18 protein-coding genes and 2 pseudogenes are annotated in these 18674 nt (G+C 68.8%); 16 read left to right on the top strand and 4 right to left on the bottom strand.

The annotated features are described in order from the left end of the window. Positions 1–33: 33 nt before the first annotated feature. Entirely contained in the window at positions 34–1413 is a 1380-nt protein-coding gene (locus tag IEZ19_RS29320) for a caspase family protein (RefSeq protein WP_189314332.1), read from the bottom strand. After that, complete coding sequence (locus tag IEZ19_RS29315; RefSeq protein ID WP_189314331.1) at positions 1410–1796, bottom strand: effector-associated constant component EACC1; 387 nt, start codon at positions 1794–1796, stop codon at positions 1410–1412. The genes IEZ19_RS29320 and IEZ19_RS29315 overlap by 4 nt, the downstream gene beginning before the upstream one ends. 866 nt (positions 1797–2662) lie before the next feature. On the opposite strand from IEZ19_RS29315, the gene IEZ19_RS29310 reads away from it, so the two are divergent. Both IEZ19_RS29310 and IEZ19_RS29305 read left to right on the top strand, forming a co-directional pair. After that, positions 2663–3088, top strand: coding sequence for a BlaI/MecI/CopY family transcriptional regulator (locus IEZ19_RS29310; RefSeq protein WP_189314330.1), 426 nt, complete (start codon positions 2663–2665; stop codon positions 3086–3088). Positions 3089–3092: 4 nt separating this feature from the next. Then, positions 3093–4112, top strand: a complete 1020-nt coding sequence (locus tag IEZ19_RS29305) for a M56 family metallopeptidase (RefSeq protein WP_189314329.1) — start codon at positions 3093–3095, stop codon at positions 4110–4112. A gap of 838 nt (positions 4113–4950) precedes the next feature. On the opposite strand, the gene IEZ19_RS29300 is transcribed toward IEZ19_RS29305, so the two are convergent. After that, positions 4951–5559 (bottom strand): TetR/AcrR family transcriptional regulator, encoded by a 609-nt coding sequence (locus IEZ19_RS29300; RefSeq protein ID WP_189314328.1) that lies wholly within the window; start codon positions 5557–5559, stop codon positions 4951–4953. A 90-nt stretch (positions 5560–5649) separates the two neighbouring features. Between IEZ19_RS29300 and IEZ19_RS29295 the strand changes: the two genes are divergently transcribed. The 5 genes and pseudogenes from IEZ19_RS29295 to IEZ19_RS51125 all read left to right on the top strand — a co-directional run bounded on the left by IEZ19_RS29295 (position 5650) and on the right by IEZ19_RS51125 (position 9722). Further along, positions 5650–6519, top strand: a complete 870-nt coding sequence (locus IEZ19_RS29295) for an oxidoreductase (RefSeq protein WP_189314327.1) — start codon at positions 5650–5652, stop codon at positions 6517–6519. A 58-nt stretch (positions 6520–6577) separates the two neighbouring features. After that, positions 6578–7450, top strand: a complete 873-nt coding sequence (locus IEZ19_RS29290; protein ID WP_189314326.1) for an NAD(P)-dependent oxidoreductase — start codon at positions 6578–6580, stop codon at positions 7448–7450. An 88-nt stretch (positions 7451–7538) separates the two neighbouring features. Then, positions 7539–8795 carry a low temperature requirement protein A gene (locus IEZ19_RS29285; RefSeq protein WP_189314325.1) on the top strand — a complete coding sequence of 419 codons (1257 nt, stop codon included), beginning with the start codon at positions 7539–7541 and terminating at the stop codon, positions 8793–8795. 1 nt (position 8796) lies between these two features. Then, positions 8797–9231 (top strand): annotated as a pseudogene (locus tag IEZ19_RS53625) (nuclear transport factor 2 family protein); the annotation flags it as partial. A 62-nt stretch (positions 9232–9293) separates the two neighbouring features. Next, positions 9294–9722: a DUF5959 family protein gene (locus IEZ19_RS51125; RefSeq protein ID WP_229840955.1), complete on the top strand. Its 429-nt coding sequence runs from the start codon at positions 9294–9296 to the stop codon at positions 9720–9722. A gap of 201 nt (positions 9723–9923) precedes the next feature. Here the strand turns inward: IEZ19_RS51125 and IEZ19_RS29275 are convergent, their stop codons facing one another. Then, the gene (locus IEZ19_RS29275; RefSeq protein WP_189314323.1) at positions 9924–10490 is read right to left on the bottom strand and encodes a hypothetical protein; all 567 of its coding nucleotides are present in this window, start codon (positions 10488–10490) and stop codon (positions 9924–9926) included. Positions 10491–10995: 505 nt separating this feature from the next. Between IEZ19_RS29275 and IEZ19_RS29270 the strand changes: the two genes are divergently transcribed. The 9 genes and pseudogenes from IEZ19_RS29270 to IEZ19_RS29230 all read left to right on the top strand — a co-directional run bounded on the left by IEZ19_RS29270 (position 10996) and on the right by IEZ19_RS29230 (position 18310). Then, positions 10996–11250 carry a hypothetical protein gene (locus tag IEZ19_RS29270; RefSeq protein WP_189314322.1) on the top strand — a complete coding sequence of 85 codons (255 nt, stop codon included), beginning with the start codon at positions 10996–10998 and terminating at the stop codon, positions 11248–11250. Next, the gene (locus IEZ19_RS29265) at positions 11247–11621 is read left to right on the top strand and encodes a PIN domain-containing protein (protein ID WP_189314321.1); all 375 of its coding nucleotides are present in this window, start codon (positions 11247–11249) and stop codon (positions 11619–11621) included. Before IEZ19_RS29270 ends, IEZ19_RS29265 begins: the two co-directional genes overlap by 4 nt. Before the next feature lie 538 nt (positions 11622–12159). Beyond that, positions 12160–12489 (top strand): annotated as a pseudogene (locus tag IEZ19_RS53620) (LLM class flavin-dependent oxidoreductase); the annotation flags it as partial. Positions 12490–12621: 132 nt separating this feature from the next. After that, on the top strand, positions 12622–13362 hold the full coding sequence (locus tag IEZ19_RS29255) for a DUF1684 domain-containing protein (protein ID WP_189314320.1): 741 nt from the start codon (positions 12622–12624) through the stop codon (positions 13360–13362). Positions 13363–13406: 44 nt separating this feature from the next. After that, entirely contained in the window at positions 13407–14924 is a 1518-nt protein-coding gene (locus tag IEZ19_RS29250) for an ABC transporter substrate-binding protein (RefSeq protein ID WP_189314319.1), read from the top strand. Further along, positions 14924–15889, top strand: a complete 966-nt coding sequence (locus tag IEZ19_RS29245; RefSeq protein WP_189314318.1) for an ABC transporter permease — start codon at positions 14924–14926, stop codon at positions 15887–15889. Before IEZ19_RS29250 ends, IEZ19_RS29245 begins: the two co-directional genes overlap by 1 nt. Further along, complete coding sequence (locus tag IEZ19_RS29240) at positions 15886–16752, top strand: ABC transporter permease (RefSeq protein WP_189314317.1); 867 nt, start codon at positions 15886–15888, stop codon at positions 16750–16752. Before IEZ19_RS29245 ends, IEZ19_RS29240 begins: the two co-directional genes overlap by 4 nt. Next, positions 16749–17549, top strand: coding sequence for an ATP-binding cassette domain-containing protein (locus tag IEZ19_RS29235; protein ID WP_189314316.1), 801 nt, complete (start codon positions 16749–16751; stop codon positions 17547–17549). Before IEZ19_RS29240 ends, IEZ19_RS29235 begins: the two co-directional genes overlap by 4 nt. Further along, the gene (locus IEZ19_RS29230; RefSeq protein WP_189314315.1) at positions 17546–18310 is read left to right on the top strand and encodes an ABC transporter ATP-binding protein; all 765 of its coding nucleotides are present in this window, start codon (positions 17546–17548) and stop codon (positions 18308–18310) included. Before IEZ19_RS29235 ends, IEZ19_RS29230 begins: the two co-directional genes overlap by 4 nt. Positions 18311–18674: the final 364 nt, after the last annotated feature.

Raw genomic sequence — 18674 nt, 5'->3', positions numbered from 1 at the left:
ACTCCTGCGCCAGACACTTCCATTGCGACCGCGTCAGAACATCTTCGGCTGGATGCGGGGGTCGCGGGCCAGGAACTCCTGCTCGGTGTGCAGCACTCGGTCGCCCGCGAACTGGTCCAGCGCAGCGAGGATCTGTTCCTTGTCGGCGCCGAAGCTCCCGATCGTGGCGATGACGCGGTAGCCGAGCTCGTGCAGCTCGTCCGAGAAGCGCATGCCTCTGGTCGAGTGGAACGGAACATCTGGCCGCAGGCGCACCACTAGCAGGTGGTTGCCCTCGTAGACCTGGGTCAGCTTCGGGTTCACCGAGCCGCGCTTGGGAGGCAGGACGCCCACGTGCGAGATGTCCTTCCACGGCGTCCGCAGCGTGCCGTCGCCGGCCGTGCTCCTGTGCAGGTGCACTGTAATGGCCGAACGGTCGATGACCAGTTCCGTCTCCATAGGCAAGGACCGGCCGACCAGAGCGGTGATGAGCCCCATCACGGCCGCACAACCGCCCCCGTACACAGGGATCGCCCACAGCCAGCTCGCGTCGTGGTTCAGCCCTGCGAAGAGCACGGGCAGCCCGACTACGATCATGGAGACGATTCCAAGAGGTTTTCGCATGTTCCTCTTCATCTGCGTCTTCGCCGTCGCTCGGTCGCGGCGGAACCGCACTTCGTCCACCGGGTCGGTCGGCGGGCTGTCGGGTTCGGCTGGGCCTCGCGCGAGTGCCAGGGCTCCGGCGGTGTCGGTCGCCCGCTGGCGTGGCCGGGGCAAGCCGCGGGACTGGAGCTCCGCGGCGACGCTGCGGTAGATCTCGTCGAGAGTGAGCGGCCGTGGGCTGTCCAGCGCCGCCAGCAATGCCCCGGTGAAGGCGGTGTACCGCTCACCGGCGAGCGCGTAGGAGGGGGCGTTGGCGCTCGTGGACGTCATCGTGTACGTGCCCGCGATGGAGAGCTGGCCGTCGACCAGGCCGTCCTCGCCTGTCATGACCTCGATGGCTCGTCCGGAGAAGCAGCAGTCCAGAACGAGGACGCGGGCGGCGGCGCCGCTGCCGCCGAGGTCCTCGCGCAGCAGGTCGACGCCCAGTGCGCTGTACTTCGGAGCGTCGGCCCGGGTTGCGTTCGTCGCCAGGTACAGCCGTCCCCGGTCGTCCACCAGGCCGTGGCCGGCGTAGTAGATCAGCAGCATGTCCGAGGCTTCCGCAGCGGCCTTGCTGATGGCGCGGCCGATGTCGGCGGTGGAACTCGCCGGGTCCGCGATCTCGCAGTGCCCCGGTTCCAGCACGCCCGTGGTGTCGTTGGTGAGTCGGCGCCACAGGCTCGCGACGTTCTCCCGCACGGCCGGGAGGTCCGCCAGTTCGGGGGATTCCGGGAAGTGGCTGACACCGATCAGCACGGCGCGTGACCGGGCCGGGTCAGGGAACCGGCTCACTCCTGCTGCTCCGGCGCGTCGACCAACTGCCTGATCTCTCGTATCAGGCCGGGTACATCGTTCTGGAGTAGGTGCGCGTCGACCTCGACGCTGCGACCGTCCGGACCCCTGACGGTGACTTTCACGTCCGCGTGGCGGTGGGTGAGCCAGGTGGACAGCGAGCGGGCGAGGACCGCTCCCGCCCCGCCGGAGCTCAGTGCGATGGTGAGCACGTCGAGCAGACCGCCCATCTCTCCGCCGGTCCCGCTGCCTGAGGGTTCCAGGCGCAGCCGCCCGCGCAGTTCGTCCTCATGCCTCAGCCAGTCGAGCAGCGACTGCAGCGCGTCGGGGTCCTCGGCCACGGTGATCCGCAGCAGCGGTTCGGTTTCCGCTTCGGTGTCCATGACGCCTATCGTGGCAAGGGCGGGGCCAGCCCGTCATGAACTGAGTCGTTCTCCACATACATGTGACGGGAAGTCAGCGTTCGAGCAGGGAGTTCCGCACGCCGCCGGGGTGAGAAGATGACCCCTCGCGGCCACGGTCGCCATCCTGACCGCGCCCAAGCCCCCGGCCGGCCGATCCGGCCAGGGAGGCCGTGCCGGGGAGCGCCACAGCAACCGTGATCCACGGCCGGTCACACTCCGGTGGCGGGACCTTTCACAGAATGCCGGCTTCGCACCGCTTGTCAGGGCGATCTCGTTCGTGGAGACCTGGTGTCCATCCCGACGGGCGAAGTAGCGGTTCACCTTGGCCTGGAGGGCGTCGGCCTGGTCCTGAGTGAGGCCGGCGGCGAGGGCCCGCTCGTCGAATGCCGCTCTGGACTGTGCCGTCCCCGCGGATGCCTGGCCGGTCATTCATACCGCGCGGAGGGCGACGGCTGCCGTCGCGACGGATGACAACAGGGGCGGCCTGAGCCTCGGCCCGGGACCGGTGACCCTCGCCTGGACGGCGGCCATCGTCTGCTTCGTCGGTTATGTGGCCGTCTCCCGTCGGGACGTGCAGAGCTGAGCCGCGTGTTCACCCCTCGGCGCGTAACGTCCCGCTCGGCGACGGTTCGACGACGGCAAGAGCGCGGCGTCACCCGGCTGGCTCGTGTGCGCAGCCCGGCCGGAAGTCAGGAGCCTTCCGCCGGGAGCAGCACGACCAGCCGGGCGCTGGGACGGTTGTCCTCAACCAGTTCGCCGTTCGAAGTCCGGAGCTTACCTCCTACGACCAGTAGGAGTCGCCGGGTAGCCTGTCCGCAGGCAAGGCGACGGAGAGGAATGCAACGGTGCACCACCCGAGGGACGACGAGGCCGGCGGCACGCCCGGCCGACGGGCCCGAGGCGAGCTCGAGAGCAACGTGCTCGCCGCCCTCTGGTCCGCCGACGGTCCGCTGACCGCGCGACAGGTCCTGGAGCGCCTGCCGGGCGGTCTGGCCTACACCACCGTTCTGACGATCCTGTCCCGGTTGTACGACAAGGGGATGCTCGTCCGGCACCGCGAGGGCCGCGGATACGCCTACGAGCCGGCCCGTGACGAGGCGTCCCACACCGCACAGCGCATGAAGTCGCTCCTGGAGGGCGGCTCCGACCGCGAGGCGGTACTGGCCCGGTTCGTCTCCGGACTCTCCGAAGCAGATGAGCAGTTGCTGCATCAACTGCTGTCCGGACACGACGGCCCCCACAGCGCGGGGCACGTGGACGACGGGAAGTGACCCGGTGCTGATCAGCGTCTATGTTCCGCTCGCCGTGACGGCCGTGCTGACGGTGCTCGCACCCCGGGTGGCCCGCCGACTCGCCCCGCGCCCCGCCGCCTGGGCCCTCGCGTGCATCGCGCTGGTGACGACGGTTGGCTGGGCAGGATCGCTGGCCCTGCTGGCGTTCACCGGGATCGCCCAGATTCCGCAGGTCGCGGCCGAGGGCCGCTGGTCGGTACCCGCCCTGCAGGCCGAGGACCCGGTCTACCTCACCGTCGCGGTCATCAGCGCCCTCTTCCTGGTAGCGGGAGCCGTCGGTCTGTTCCTCGCCGCCGTACGACAGGCCCGCCACCTCCTCTGGGCGCGACGCGAGTGCGCCCGGATGCCCGGCGACAGCGAGCTGGCCGTCGTGGACGACGACACTCCGCAGGCGTTCGCCCTGCCGGGCGCGCCCGGACGCATCGTGGTGTCGAGCGGCATGCTGCGCTGCCTCGGCGACGAGGAACGCGAGGCCCTGCTGGCTCACGAAAGAGCCCATCTCCGCGGTCGCCACCACGTGTTCCAGACTCTGTGGCGCTTGGCTGCGGCCCTCAACCCGCTGCTACGGCCTCTGGCTGATGCCGGCGGCTTCGCTCTGGAGCGCTGGGCCGACGAAGAGGCCGCGGCGCGGGTCGGCAGCCGCCGGGTCGTCGCCCGCGCCGTCGGACGGGCCGCCCTCGCCTCCTCGTTCCGCGCATCGAGCCCCCCGGCGCTCGCCGTCACCGGCGGCGCCGTACCCCAGCGGGTCCGGGCCTTGCTGGCCCCGCCCCCGCCGCGCCGCACCTTCCCCATCGCCGGAGGCGCCCTGCTGCTGACCCTGTGCTGCGCCGGCCTGGTCAACGCGGCCTCCGACAGCGACAAGATGCTCGACGACGCACAACGGGCGCAATGCGCCGCATCGATCACGCACACGAGAACGCCCCGGCCCGAAGGCTTCGGCCACGAACCGGACGTCTGCTGCGAGCACCGCATGCGGGCCGAGCGTGCAGAGCATCTCGCTTGACTGGGAGACCCTGTTCGTGACCGCTGCCCGGTATGGCCCGCGCCGGGCCGGCAGGTGGGACGCCCGAGAGGCTTCTGACGTGTTCGCGGGCGGCGGGCCGTGGCCGAGGAAGTGCTGCGTAAGCAGCGCCAGCCGCTGGTACGACGCCCAGGACCTGGCCGCTGCACCATACAGAATCACCGGTGCCACATGGGGAGCGCGGCTGCATGCACCCCGCCGCCGGCACGGGTCGACCCGGATCTGCCGAGCGCGAACATCCGCATCGGCTACGTCCGCCGCTCGCCCCTCGGCCAGGAACTCGACTTGCGGTTCGGGTCCGCCCCCAGTTCGAGGAGACGCTGAAGACCGCGTAGGAGATCAAGGCGCCCGCCCCGCACTGCCGGGTCGTCTGCACGGTGTACGGGACGAAGCAGCCCGGCCGCGCCGGCGAACTCACCGCGCTCGCCGTCACCTGACCGCCTCTGTTGCCGGCACCGCGCGCGAAGTGGGAAGCCACCGACACCGCGGCCGTCAAATGCGCGGTTGACGAAAATCATCCCGTTCCGCAGGGGCGAGGATGTCAGCAGCGAAACACAAAGTGAGAGTTCGGCCCGGACAACGCCTGCCCGGGCCTCACTCGCGTCACGAGCACGCCGGCCCTGGGACCCCGGGCGCGGGTGTGCCTTGTGACCGGGGACGCCGTCGTGGGGTGGAGACCTTCCGTAAGCGAAGTGCGGTGTGCCGTGTCGCTGTGCGGAGGCCGGTCAAGCCTGCGGGCCGCCTACGGACATCTGCGGCGACGTCACGCCTGGCCACATGCCCTGCCCGACCGCCGACACCCGATGCGGGGGATGTGCATTCATGCCGGTTCGGTGATGCGGCGCACGGCTTCGACGAGTGCGGCGCGGTGTTCGTCCGTCCGGTCGGGGGTCATGGGATCGGTGTCTGCGGCCGCGTGCAGCGCGGGTGGGGCGCTCAGCCAGCTCTCGGTCATCCGCAGCACGATCGCGAAGAGATCGATCGCGGGGATGCTGTCATTGACCTTGCCGGCGCGCTGAGCGGCTGCGACCGCCTCGACGTTCACCCGGTAGCTCTCCGACTCGGCGGCCGTCGGCCTGGACCGCTCGAAGGCGCGCCACCCCGCCAGACGGCGGGCCGCCGGATTGGTGAGCATGTAGTCGAACCGGGCGGCCGCGAAGGCGGTGAGGTCCCCCTCCTCGAACGGGACCGCCTCGCCGAGCCGTGCGATCTGACGTCTGAGGACCGCGTCGAACAGGCCGTCCTTGTCGCCGAAGTACGCGTAGATCATCCGCTTGTTCGTGTGTGCCCGCTCCGAGATCCGGTCGATCCGCGCACCGGCGAAGCCATACTCCGAGAACTCCTCCGTCGCCGCCGTGAGCAGGAGTTCCTTGGTCGCCTCCGGGTTTCGGGGCCGGAACGTCTTGTTGCTGTCGGTCGCCGCGGTCATGAAATCCAGGCTAGCAGAAGTAACCATCTTTTGACTTGGTGCGCCCGAGGGGAGTAACTTCATAGTTACTTAGTCCTCGTAAGGAGCATCATGCCTGGTCACACGTCTCTTCAGACCCTCACGCTCACCGACGACCTGACCATCACCCGGATGGGATACGGGGCCATGCAACTGGCCGGCCCCAACGTCTTCGGTGAGCCCCGCGACCGCGGCGAGGCCCTCGCCGTGCTGCGCGAGGCCGTCGACGCCGGTGTCACCCACATCGACACGGCGGACTTCTACGGCCCCGAGGTCACCAACCGCCTCATCCGTGCGGCGCTCCACCCCTACGACGGCATCACCATCGCCACCAAGGTCGGGGCGCGCCGCGGCGACGACGGCTCCTGGATCCCCTCTTCGGACCCCAAGGACCTGCAGGCCCAGGTCCACGACAACCTCGACCACCTCGGCGTCGACGCCCTCGACATCGTCTACCTGCGTCTGGGCAACCACGACGGCACCACCGACGACTCCCTGGAGGCGGAGTTCACCGCGCTCGCCGAACTGCGGCAGAAGGGTCTGATCCGGCACCTCGGCCTCAGCGGAGTCTCCGCCGCCCAGCTCACCGAAGCCCAGCGGATCGCTCCGGTCGTGGCGATCCAGAACCTCTACAACCTCGTCAACCGCCAGGACGACGAACTCGTCTCCCGCGCCGCGCGCGAGAACATCGCCTTCGCCTCGTTCTTCCCTCTCGGCGGCTTCTCCCCTCTCCAGCACGGCACCCTCGACGCGGTTGCCACCCGCCTCGGCGCCTCACCGCAGCAGGTCGCGCTCGCATGGCTGCTGCAGCGATCCGCCACCACCGCCGTCATCCCCGGCACCTCCTCCCTCGCCCACCTGCGCGAGAACATCGCCGCCGCCGACCTGGAACTGCCCGCCGACGCCATCACCGAACTCGACACCATCGACACGAACGCCTGAGACCGCACTCTCAACCGCCCGGAACTGCCCGAGCGAAGCGCTCACAAAGGAAACGGACATGACCGATCTGGCGGAAACGCCTACTCGACGCACGGTCGGGTTCATAGGCCTGGGAGACCAAGGCGCACCCATCGCCCAGGTGCTCGCCGACTCGCCGTACCCACTCGTGGTGTGGGCCCGTCGGCCGGCATCACTGGACGCGCTGTCCGGCCACTCCTGCACCGTCGCCGCCACGGTGGCCGAACTGGCGGCCGCCAGCGATGTCGTGGCCCTGTGCCTCTCGCGGGACTCCGACAACCTTCACATCGCCGTGGAGGGAGGCTTGTTGGAGAACATGCGTCCGGGCTCGATTCTCGTCAACCACGGCACCGGGCTGCCGTCACGGGCACGGCATCTGGCCGATCTCGCCGCGCCGTACGGAATCACCGTGCTCGACGCGCCCGTCAGCGGCGGCCGCACGGTCGCTCTCGCCCGCGAGCTCACCACCATCGTCGGCGGGCCCGACGACGCGGTCGGGCGGGTGACGGACCTCTTCGCCACCTTCTCCAAGCGGATCATCCACGCGGGGCCGGCCGGCTCCGGGCAGTTCGGCAAACTGTTCAACAACGCGCTGATGATGATGAACCAGCAGAACATCGCCGAAATCGTGGAGACCGCGACCCAACTGGAGTTGCCGCTTCAGCCTCTTCTCGAGGTGCTGCGCTCCGGCTCGGCGACCAGCTTCGCCCTCCAGGCCTTCGGCCCGTCCGTCACGACCGCGAATGCCGCCCACCTCAGGGAACTCGAACTGATCGACATGGATCTGTTCCGGGAAGCCGTCGACGGTCTGGGGGACCAGGCGAAGCGTGTGACGGACCGGGCGGTCTCGGGTGCCGAGCAACTGCCCGAACTCACCGCGGCCATAGCGGCCCACACAACACCGGCCGCGTAGACCTCGGACCGCCCCGGCGGTCGGAACGGACCGAACAGCTTCGGACGGGGCCCGCAACGTGGCCCTTCGCCGCGAGGAGGGGCAGGCCATGTCGACCAGCACATCCGGAGAGCCGGATCCCCGCACTCCAGAGGCGGAGCGGAGCAAGGAGCGGCATGCCGGCTGGCTGGAGCTGTTCTACGACCTGCTCTTCGTCGTACTGGTGGCGCAGCTTGCGCATCCGCTACTGCAGCATCCGCAGTGGCAAGCCGTGCTTCGGCTGCTGGTGCTGTTCCTGCCGGCCTGGTGGATGTGGGTCGGATCGACGCTCTATACCAACCTGACAGGGGAAGCGGAGGCCGAGCGACGCCTGGATGTGGTGGCGCAGATGGCCATCCTTGTGGTGATGGCCGGGGCGGCGACGCAGGCGGCGCACGGGCACCCGTCGCTGTTCGCGGGCGCGTATGCGGCCTCGCGCCTGGAGGTGGTGGCCTTCCGGGTGCTGGCGCGTCGCCGATGGCCGACGGGGGGAGCCAACTGGCCGCTGATTGTCTCAGCGGTGCTGTGGGCTGCCTCGAGTTTCCTTGACCGTCCGGCGGCGTATCTGCTCTGGTCGGTGGGACTAGCGGTGGAGATCGTCCCGTGGCTCGCGGGCCGGCCGGGTGGCTCCTCACTGCGCACCAGACTGGTCGAGGGCAGGGTCGAGTCCGGACATCTCGTCGAACGGTTCGGACTTTTCATGATCATCGTTCTGGGTGAGGGGATCGCCCAGATCGTCGCCGCGATCACTGCGACCGACGCCGCCGCATCCGCGGTGATCACAGGTCTGGCCGCATTCGCCGTAGTGGCCATGTTGTGGTGGCTGTACTTCGACTTCGGTTCGTCTGCGGCGGAGGAGACACTCAGCGCCCGCCCCGAAGAGACGTTCCGGCTGATCCGGTCGGTCTTCATGATCGGGCACTTCCTGCCCGTGGTCACCTTGCTCGCGCTTGCGGCAGGGCTGGGCGGCCTGGTGAACTCGGCGGCACAGGACCGCCCGGCGGGCGATGCGCTGCGGCTGTGCTGTGTGGCACTGGGAGCCTATCTGCTGAACAACGCGGTCACGGCAGTGCGAATGCTGGGCTACCCTCTCGGCCGAGTGCTCCCATGGTTGGTGCCCAATCTGGCGCTGTTGCTGGTTCTCGCTCTCCTCGCCGACCACCTCATCCCGATGGTGGCGTTGTTCTCGGTCTCCGTTTGCCTGGCGATGGAGACCCTGCCGACCATGAGACGCAGGGGCACGCCCGGGCAGACACGTGCGGCCACCGGCCAAAGGGGATCCGCGCCATGGGCACCTCGCCGGTGGCCTACTTCACTCCGCCGCTGAGATGACTGGGCACCGAGTTCCACGACTGGCTACGTGCTTCAGCCGTTGGCGAAGCAGGGCTCGGGACGTCGGCCGCGTAGCGCGTGACCGCCGTGTCGAAGGAGGCAGAAGCGTACGTCGCCTGGCGCGGGCGGGTGTGAGGCGAACAGGTGATCAGGACTGGACGGATGTGGTGACCGTCGACTACGGGGGTGTCTTCCCCCTCGAGGGCCAGGTCGAGGCCGACGTGCTGAAGTGCACCATGGCCGAGGTGATCGGCCCGATCCCACTGACGCAGCACATGGTCACCACCCCTGTCGCGGACAGCGAAGGAGACACGGCCACGGTCCGGTTCCACCTGGAGGCCCTGCACCACCACCCTGGCCTGGTCAAGGACGAGCGGACCACCTGGACCCTGTGCGCCCGCGATGTGATCGGCCTCAGCCGGATGCCGGACGGATGGAAGATGCCCTCCGATCAAGCGATGATCTCTCACGATTTGCGGACGAAAGAGCAGGCATGGGCGACAGTCCTCCGAGGGAGCTCATCTTTCTCGCTGATGACGAGGGGAATAGCGTCACGGTCAACGTTCTGGGACGTAACCCCAGGTGGACCGCCGGACTGGACGCCGAGATCGTCGTCCAGACGCCCTTCGTGTCCGGCCGTATCGACCTCGCGCTGTGGGTTTCGAGGCTGGAAGGCTGGGCCGACGCGCTGGACCGGCTCGACGCCGGCGTAGATGTGGCCTGGATGGAGATGAGCAGGGGGCCGTCCGTCTTCATCCAGCTCTCCGGCGAGCGTGGCTGCCCAGAGGTGGTTGTGGAAGACGAGTCTGGGTCCATGGTCACTGTGCGGGTCCCACTCGTCCCGCCGGACGACTGGATTGCTGACCACCGTCGGCGTCTGCGCCAGGTGATGGATCATTGGGTTCCAATGCTGTCAGGGTAGGGAGACAGGCCGCCGCCAGCAGATGAGCGCGCAGCCGAGGGCCAGGAAGGCTTCGTGGATGTCGTCGCGGATCTCCCAGCGGATCCGCAGTCGGCGGATCCAGTGGAGATGGGCGAACGCGCTGTCGCCTTCCTCCGATGACCCGCGCCGACACCCGACACGACCCGGTGAACCGTCCCGGGCACAGCACCAGGGCCCCTCTCACGCCGGTGCGGTGCTGTGACCCGGTGGCCGGCGGAGCAGGTGCAGACAGACGACCGAGGCGACGACGGTCCGCCGTTCGGAGGCGTCCAGGCGAGGGTCCATTTCGACCACGTACTGCTGCAACCCGATCCACGAGTCGATGGTGCTCACCGTGACCCGGCCGAGAATCTCCGGCGCCGGGCCCCCGTCCGGATCGGTCTCCGTGAGCTGCCATTCGGTGTACAGGAGACCCAGCCGCGTGAGGAGGAGTTGGCGTCCTTGCTCCGTCTGGAGGCTCAGCTGCCGGGTCTTGATGTGTCCACGGGCACCGGCGGTGCCGACCTCCCGGTCCGCGGCGTCGGTGAAGCGGAACTCCACCGGCCCGAACTGCTCGATACGGACGATGAACTCGCCGGACGTTTTCGTGAGGACGGCGAACGTGTCGTCGGTGTACGTCACCGAGGCGAGCGGGGTCCCCTTCACGGTGGACACGGCCAGGGCGGGGCCCATGTATCTGCGCCACCGTGAACGCTTCGGCTGCCCCACCACGACTGCTTCCAGCTCGAACAGATCGGGTTCCGTCATCGGTCTTCCTTCCCCCGCCACGGCTTCCCCCTCGACCGAGTACGTCCACTGTGACTGAGAACCTGCCGGACTCCCATCCCTCGGGCGGACATCGACGCCACGTGAAGTCGCCCTGGACGATGCCATTCTGGTAGGGCGTGTTTCGGAAGTGGATCACGAGCATGAGATGATCTTGTTCCGTGGAGCGTGGAGATCTGATGGACGCGCAGCGGGCCGCGCTGGAGCTACGAGGCAACCGTCCTTATCGCGGCCGTCAACGAGTGGCTGTAATTTCTGATTCCGCGACACGCCCCGGACCGTGTTCCGGTCTCAGGTGCGACGTTGGTAGACCGCCAGGCCGATCCCGTACACGGCGACCAGGCCGGCGAAGGCGAGCATCGGCCATACGGCCATGTCACTGTCCGCGACGAGTCCGGTGCGATCGGTGAACTACGTCTTGACCGGTCGGATGTTCCCCAGCCAGATGAACTGGCACCTCGATTCTACCGGCGGTAGAATCGAGGCTATGGGCGACGCGACCAGCATCAAGACCACCGAGGCGGTGCGGGATCGGCTGCGCCTGCTGGCCAAGGAGCGTGGTACGACGATCACGCAGCTCCTGGAGGACCTGGCCGCAGGCGAGCTCACCGCAGCCGAGAAGGAGCAGCGCGCCATCGAGGCCGCCCGGGAGCTGGGCATCGAGTACACCCCCGCGGTTCAGGAGGCCGGCCGGTCCGCCTGGGAGCAGATCCGCTCCCACCAGGGCGGCGCTGCCGCATGAATTTGACGGCCGTACTGGACCACACCGCTCTCGCCGCTCTGTACCGGGCGGATCACTTCTTCACAGGCCTCTACATCGAGGCCTCTCGTGGCACCGGCCGCGTCCTGATCCCGTCGCTGTCCGTCCTGGCCGCAGAGCGCGAGGTTCCCGGCGCCGGAACCCATGCAGCGGCGCTGCGCTTCGCTGAGCAGGTGCCGTTCACGGCAGTGCATGCCGTGGACGGCATGGCCTGGCCGGCTGTCGAGTGGCCGGTGGTCCACTCGGCGGCGATCGCCTGGCAGGCGGCGAAGGCGGGCGAACCCGTCACGGTTCTGTCGCTGGCCCCTGAGCTGTATGCGGGAACGGGTATCACTCCGCTGAATCCCGGCTGATGCGCCGGCAGCGGTGGCGCGGGCGGCATCGTAGGCAGAACCCCGGCGCCGATGGGCGGAGATCGGCGAAGCGGTCTGGGCCGTCCACGTCGAGCGCCTGCGGCGCTCGACAGCCAGTATGAAGATCAAGGAGCAGTGATCGACAGCAGGTGTGGGAGAGATTCCGCCGCATGGATCTTGCGTCTCTGCTTGCCCCGATCCACTGGGGGAGACCGTCGTCTCGTGAAAAGTTCAAGGTTGTCGCGGCGTCCGCGGTAGGAACCGTGTTCGAGTGGTAGGACTTCTTCCTGTATGCGTCGCTGGTTCCCGTCATCGGCGGGATGCCCACGTTCTTCGTCGACGACCACCGTCTTCAATGCACGTTCGGCATTGCGAGTTTGTCGGCGGCGGTACGAGCGGCCCGGGAACGGGCGACCTTCGCCGCCTGAGGCGCCGGCCCGCAAGCCGCCACGGTGGCCCGAAACGCCTCGTGCCGATCGTCCCGCGCGGTGGAGCGGACACGTGTCAGGGCGCGGAGGCGGTCCCGCGCTGTGACGGCGGGCGCAGCCTGCGCATCGGCTCCGGTTGCACCTGATCGTCCGTGACACCGAGGACGAGGCGTGGGCCGCCGCCGACCGGCTGCTCGAAGTCACCCGTGAGGTATGCCCGGCAGCTCGGCGGGCGGGCGAGGGCGGGGTGGGCTGGCGGCGCCAGTTCCGACAGCACGGCGGCCGGGTTCCCGCGCGGGCCCCTGGAGACGCACCCGAACCTGTGGCCGGGCATGAGCCTGTTCCGGCCCGGCCCCGGCACCGCCGTGGTCGGTTCGGCCACGCAGGTCGTCGAGCGGCTGGCCGAAACGCTGCTGCCCGCCCTCGGAGTCCGCACATGACGAGCAGCCGTCTCAGCGTGCGTCGCAGCCATTTGACATTAGATCCTCTTATGGAAGATAAAGTACATGCTTTGGCCAGCTATTCGCGCGGCGCGATCAGCGCTGCGTGAGGCCGACAACCCGACTACACGAATGAGCCCGACCGTGTCCCACGCCATCAGCGACCAGCCCGCCGACGATCCCGAGGGCCAGTGGGACACCTGGCGCGCCGAGCGGCACCAGGCGCTCACCTCACCGACGGGGAACCTCGCACTCGTCGAGACCCGCTGGTTTCCGGCCGGTGAGCATCCGGACGCAGAGAAGGCCCGCGCCGGTCGGCCGGACACCGTGACCGTCACCACGCTCCAGCGCACCGACCTCGTCACCGGCGAACCCGAGCACGGGCTGCGCTTCTGGGACGCCGACTCGCCCGCCATCCGCCACTTCGACCGGGTCGACGCGTTCGCCTACGACCCGGCCTGGGTGCTGCACGCCACCTACACCCCCGTGCCCGGAGCTCGAAGCGTCCCCTTCGAGCACATTCGGGACAACGGCGGCACCCGCGACCTCGTCGTCCCCGGCGACATCACCCTCACCGTCGACGGGCGCGACTACACCCTCAGCGCGTTCGACGACGACGGCACTCTCCTGCTCGTCTTCGGTGACCCCACCAATGGGCACACCACCTACGGCGCCGGCCGCTTCCTCTTCGTCCGGCGCACCGACGACGACCACCGCGTCCTGCTCGACTTCAACCGCGCCTTCGTACCGCCGTGCGGGTTCTCCGACCAGTACAACTGTCCGATGCCGCCGCGGCAGAACCGCTTCCACCTGCCCGTCGAGGCAGGCGAGAAACTCCCCGTTTTCCGCGACGGCTTCGCCGCAGAGCACTGACCGCCCCAGCGTCCCCGCACCGCAGCACGAAAGCGCCCTTCACCATGAACGCCAAGAAGACCTCCCTGTACGGCACCGCGACCGTGGCCACCCTCGCCCTCACCTTGACCGCCTGCGGTGGCTCCGGCTCGGGCGGCAGCGCCTCGGGCGGCTCCTACGACAAGAACGCAACGGTCAACATCGGCTCCCTCTACGAGCCGCAGAACCTCGACAACACCGCCGGCGGTGGCCAGGGTGTGACCGAGGCTCTCAACGGCAACGTCTACGAAGGGCTGTTCAAGCTCACCGACGACGGCAAGGTGGAGAAACTGCTCGCCCAGGACTACAAGGTCAGCGGCGAAGGCCTCACCTACACCTTCACCCTGCGCGACGGCGTGAAGTTCCACAGCGGCAAGCAACTCACCAGCGCCGACGTGAAGTACAGCCTGGAGAAGGTCATCGCGGACGACTCCCAGTCCGCCCGCAAGAGCAACCTCGAGGTCGTCAAGGACATCGCCACCCCCGACACGCGCACCGTCAAGGTCACGCTGTCGCAGAAGTCGATCTCCTTCGTCTACAACCTCTCCTACGTCTGGATCATCAACTCCCAGGCCAAGAGCCTCAAGACGACCGAGGACGGCACGGGCCCCTACACGCTGGACAAGTGGACCCGCGGCTCCGCCCTGAGCCTGGACCGCTTCCCCGGCTACTGGGGTAACGCCGCCAGCAACAAGCAGGTCGTCTTCCACTACTACAAGGACGCCACGGCCCTCAACAACGCGCTGCTGACCAACGCCGTCGACGTCGTCACCAGCGAGCAGTCGCCCGATGCCCTGGACCAGTTCAAGAGCAACCAGAACTACAAGGTCAACGACGGCAACTCCACCACCAAGCTGCTGCTCGCCTTCAACGACAAGGCCAAGCCGTTCACCGACGTCAAGGTGCGCCAGGCGGTCTCCGCCGCCATCGACGACAAGAAGCTGCTGGAGTCGATCTGGGGCGGCTACGGCAAGCCCATCGGCTCGATGGTGCCGCCTTCCGACCCCTGGTACGAGGACCTCACCAAGGTCAATGCCTACGACCCCGCGCGCGCCAAGAAGCTGCTCGCCGAGGCCGGGTACGCCAAGGGCTTCGCCTTCACCCTCGACACCCCGAACTACGACCCCCACCCCACAACCGCTACCTTCATCAAGTCGCAGCTGGCCAAGGTCGGCATCACCGTCACGATCAACACGATCACCCCGGACGAGTGGTACACCAAGGTCTACAAGAACCACGACTTCACGGCCACGCTCCAGGAGCACGTCAACGACCGCGACCTGGTCTGGTACGGCAACCCCGACTTCTACTGGGGCTACGACGACAAGCAGGTCACCCAGTGGGTCAAGGAGGCCGAGGAAGCCTCCACGACCGCCGAGCAGACCGCGCTGCTGAAGAAGGTCAACGAGAAGACCGCCAAGGACGCGGCCAGCGACTGGCTGTACCTGTACCCGCAGATCGTGGTGGCCGGCAGCAAGCTCTCCGGCTACCCGCTCAACGGCCTCAACTCGCAGTTCTATGCCTACGACATCAAGAAGGGCTGATGGCGCGCTACCTCCTGCGCCGCCTCGCCTTCCTGGTGGTGTCCCTGGCCCTGGCGAGCATCGTGCTGTTCGTGCTGCTGCGTCTGCTGCCCGGCGACCCCGCCAACGCGCTCACCTCGGTGGGTGCCAGTCCCGAGCAGATCGCCGCGGCACGGCACTCGATCGGGTCGGACAGGCCGCTGCCCGAGCAGTTCACCCACTGGCTCGGGCAGTTGGCGAGCGGCGACCTCGGCACCTCCTTCGTCAGCTCACTGCCTGTGGGCCCCGAGGTGGTTTCGCGGCTGAACGTCACCGTCCCGCTGACCCTCGCCGCCTTCGTGCTCGCAGTCGTCATCGCCGTGCCCGCCGGGTTCGTCGCCGCTCACAAACGGCACACCTGGTACGGCGCTTTGCTCAGCGCCGTGTCCCAACTGGGCATCGCCGTACCGGTGTTCTGGCTCGGCATGATCCTCATCGCCGTGTTCGCGCTGAACGCGGGCTGGCTGCCCGCGGGCGGCTTCCCCCAGGACGGCTGGTCCGAGCCCGCCGAGGCAATCCGCTCCCTCGTCCTGCCCGTGGTCACCATCGCCCTGGTGATGAGCGCGTCCCTGATCCGCTACGTCCGCTCCGCCACCCTGGACGTCCTCGGCAGCGACTATCTGCGTACCGCCCGCGCCCTGGGATCGTCCTTCGGGTCGGCCATGTGGCGCCACGGCCTGCGCAACGCCTCCGTTCCGGTGATCTCCGTACTCGGTGTCGAACTCGCCTCGACCCTGCTCGGCGCAGTGGTCGTGGAGTCCGTCTACGCACTGCCCGGTCTGGGCTCGATGCTCGCCACCGGCATCGCCCAGCACGACTATCCCGTCATCCAGGGCGTGCTGTTCATCTCCACCCTCTTCGTGCTGTTCATCGGCTTCGTCGCCGACCTGGTCCAGCGGATCATCGACCCACGGCTGCGCGGACGGCTTTCGGGAGGTGCCCGATGACCCTCACCGAGACACGCCCCACGAAGGCACCCCGCTTTGGGCGGAGCTCCCGCCGTTCCGCGACCCTCGTCGTGGGATGCGTCCTGGCCGGTCTCATCGCGCTGCTCGCCCTGGTCTCCCTGGTCTGGCTCCCGTACGCCACCGACGACACCTCTGGCGGACGGCTGACAGGACCCGGCGGGGGACACCTGCTCGGCACCGACAAGCTGGGACGCGACCTGTTCACCCAGTTGATGACAGGCTCCCGGATCGCCTTCGAAGCGGGTCTCGGGTCGGTGGCCGTCGCCGCGGCCCTGGGCATCACGCTGGGCGTGCTCGCCGCGTTCGCGCAGGGCTGGCTCGACGACACGCTGTCCGCGTTCCTCGACATCCTGATCGCCTTCCCGACGCTGCTGCTCGCCATGCTCATCGTCGCCGCGCGTTCGGCGACCCTCGGCTCCGCGGTCCTCGCGATCGGCCTGGCGCAGAGCGCCGTCGTGGCCCGTCTGGTGCGCGTCCTGGTCAAGCGGGTCCTGACGCAGGACTACATCACCGCCGCCCGCACCTCGGGTACGTCCTGGCCGCGTACCGTGCTCGGCCACGTCCTGCCCAACATCTGGCCCACCCTCGTGGTCAACCTCGCCCTTCAGTTCGGGCTCGCCGTGCTGGCCGAGGCGGGTCTGTCCTACCTGGGCCTGGGCGCACCGCCGCCCAACGCCTCGTGGGGGCGCATGCTCCAGGAGGCGCAGGCCACCTTCACCACCGCCCCCGCGGGAGCCCTGGCCCCCGGCGTCCTGCTGGTCCTGCTCGTGATCGGCGTCAACCTCATCGCCGACGGCCTGCGGGAGACCCTCGACCCGGCGACCCGCCGGAGGCGCGCATGACTCTCCTCGACGTACGCGGACTGACCGTCCGCACAGCCGACGGCCGGACCCTGGTCGACGACCTTTCCCTCACCGTGGACAGCGGTGAACGGCTGGGCCTCATCGGCGAGTCCGGCTCCGGCAAGTCGCTCACCACGCTCGCGATCCTCGGCCTGCTGCCCGACGGCATGACCGCCACCGGCAGCGTCGACCTCGCGGGCACCCAGATCGTGGGCGCCACTGAGAAACGACTTGCCGCGGTCCGCGGCCGGGACGCCGCCGTAGTGTTCCAGGAACCGCTGACCGCGCTCGACCCGCTGATGCGCGTGGGACGCCAGATCGCCGAACCTCTCGCCCGACGCACCTGCCTGAAGGGTGCGGCCCTGCGTGAAGCCGTACGCGGGGCGCTGACCCAGGTACGACTGCCTGAACCCGAACGCATCGCCCGCGCCTTCCCACACGAGATCTCGGGCGGGCAGCGCCAGCGTGTCGCTCTTGCCATGGCCCTGGCCTGCGCACCCCGCCTGCTGATCGCGGACGAGCCGACCACCGCACTGGACGTCTCCGTGCAGGCCGAGATGCTGGATCTCATCGACAGCCTCGTCCGGGAACGGAAGATGTCGGTCCTCTTTGTCAGCCACGACCTCGCCGTAGTCGCTCGGGTGACCGATCGCGCCCTGGTGATGAAGGACGGCCGCGCCGTGGAGGAAGGGGCCGTCCACGACCTCGTCCGCCTGCCGCGCGAGGAGTACACCAAGGCCCTGGTGGCCAGCGCCCGGAGGCTGGAGTCAGCCCTGGACCTGAGGAGTGCGCGGTGACACCCGTACTGGAACTGGAGAACGTGGCACTGCGCCACCGGGGAAGCACTGCCAACGTGGTCGAAGACGTCTCCCTGACCGTCGAGGCCGGGCACAGCCTCGCGCTCGTCGGTGAGTCCGGAGCGGGCAAGACGACGCTTCTGCGTCTGCTGCTGGGCCTGTCCCGGCCGACCTGCGGCAGCGTCCGCTTCGACGGCGCCGGCCTCTCCCCGCGTGACCGGACCCGGATGCGCGACTTCCGGCGCAGCGTGCAGTGCGTCTTCCAGGACCCCTACTCCTCGCTGGACCCGCGCCGCCGCGTCGGCGCCATCGTGGCGGAGCCGCTTCGCTCCCTGGGTCTCGACACGCGCGCCACCGCGGCACCGAAGGTGGCCGCGACCCTGGAACGGGTCGGTCTGCCGGCCGACACGGCCGACCGCTACCCTCACGAGTTCTCCGGGGGACAACGCCAGCGGATCGCCATCGCCCGCGCCACCGTGTGTCACCCACGGGTGCTGCTCGCCGACGAACCCGTCAGCGCGCTCGACGTCACCACCCGGGTGAAGGTCGTGGATCTGATCGCCGAGCTGAAGCAGGAACAAGGGCTTACACTCGTGATGGTCTCCCACGACCTCTCGGTCGTGGCCTCTCTGTGCGAGCGCACCGCTGTGCTGGAGCGCGGCCACATCGTAGAACAGGGCGACACCGCCCAGGTTCTGGGCGCCCCCACGCACCCGTACACCCGCCGCCTGATCGACAGCGTGCCGCGACTGCCCGCCTGAACTCTGCGAAGGCGAACGCCGGTCGTCTGCTGAGCCGGCCGACGCGCAACGCGGTGGTGATGCTGTCGTCCGCCGCCTGCGACGCCGCATCCCCGTTGCGTGATAGCAGCCGGTCCGCTGTTGCCGCGAGATCGGACATCGCCCAGCCCACAGCGCTGCCCGTCGTCGACATCTCCCGCTTGCGCGCCCCGGACAAGGCCTGCGACGCCTTGTCACCGAAGTCCGGACGGCCGCCCATGGCGTCTTGATCCGCCTCCGCCACAGCGCCATCTCCAGGGCGACCAGCGGGAGTCCGCATGCGGCCGGCGACCTGCCGGCCGACGATCGTCCGGGAGAAGACGTCCGGAACGCACGTCACATACAC

This window comes from Streptomyces brasiliensis, from assembly GCF_014647875.1.
GTDB lineage: Bacteria > Actinomycetota > Actinomycetes > Streptomycetales > Streptomycetaceae > Streptomyces > Streptomyces brasiliensis.
This window is presented reverse-complemented; position numbering and strand designations above follow the sequence as displayed.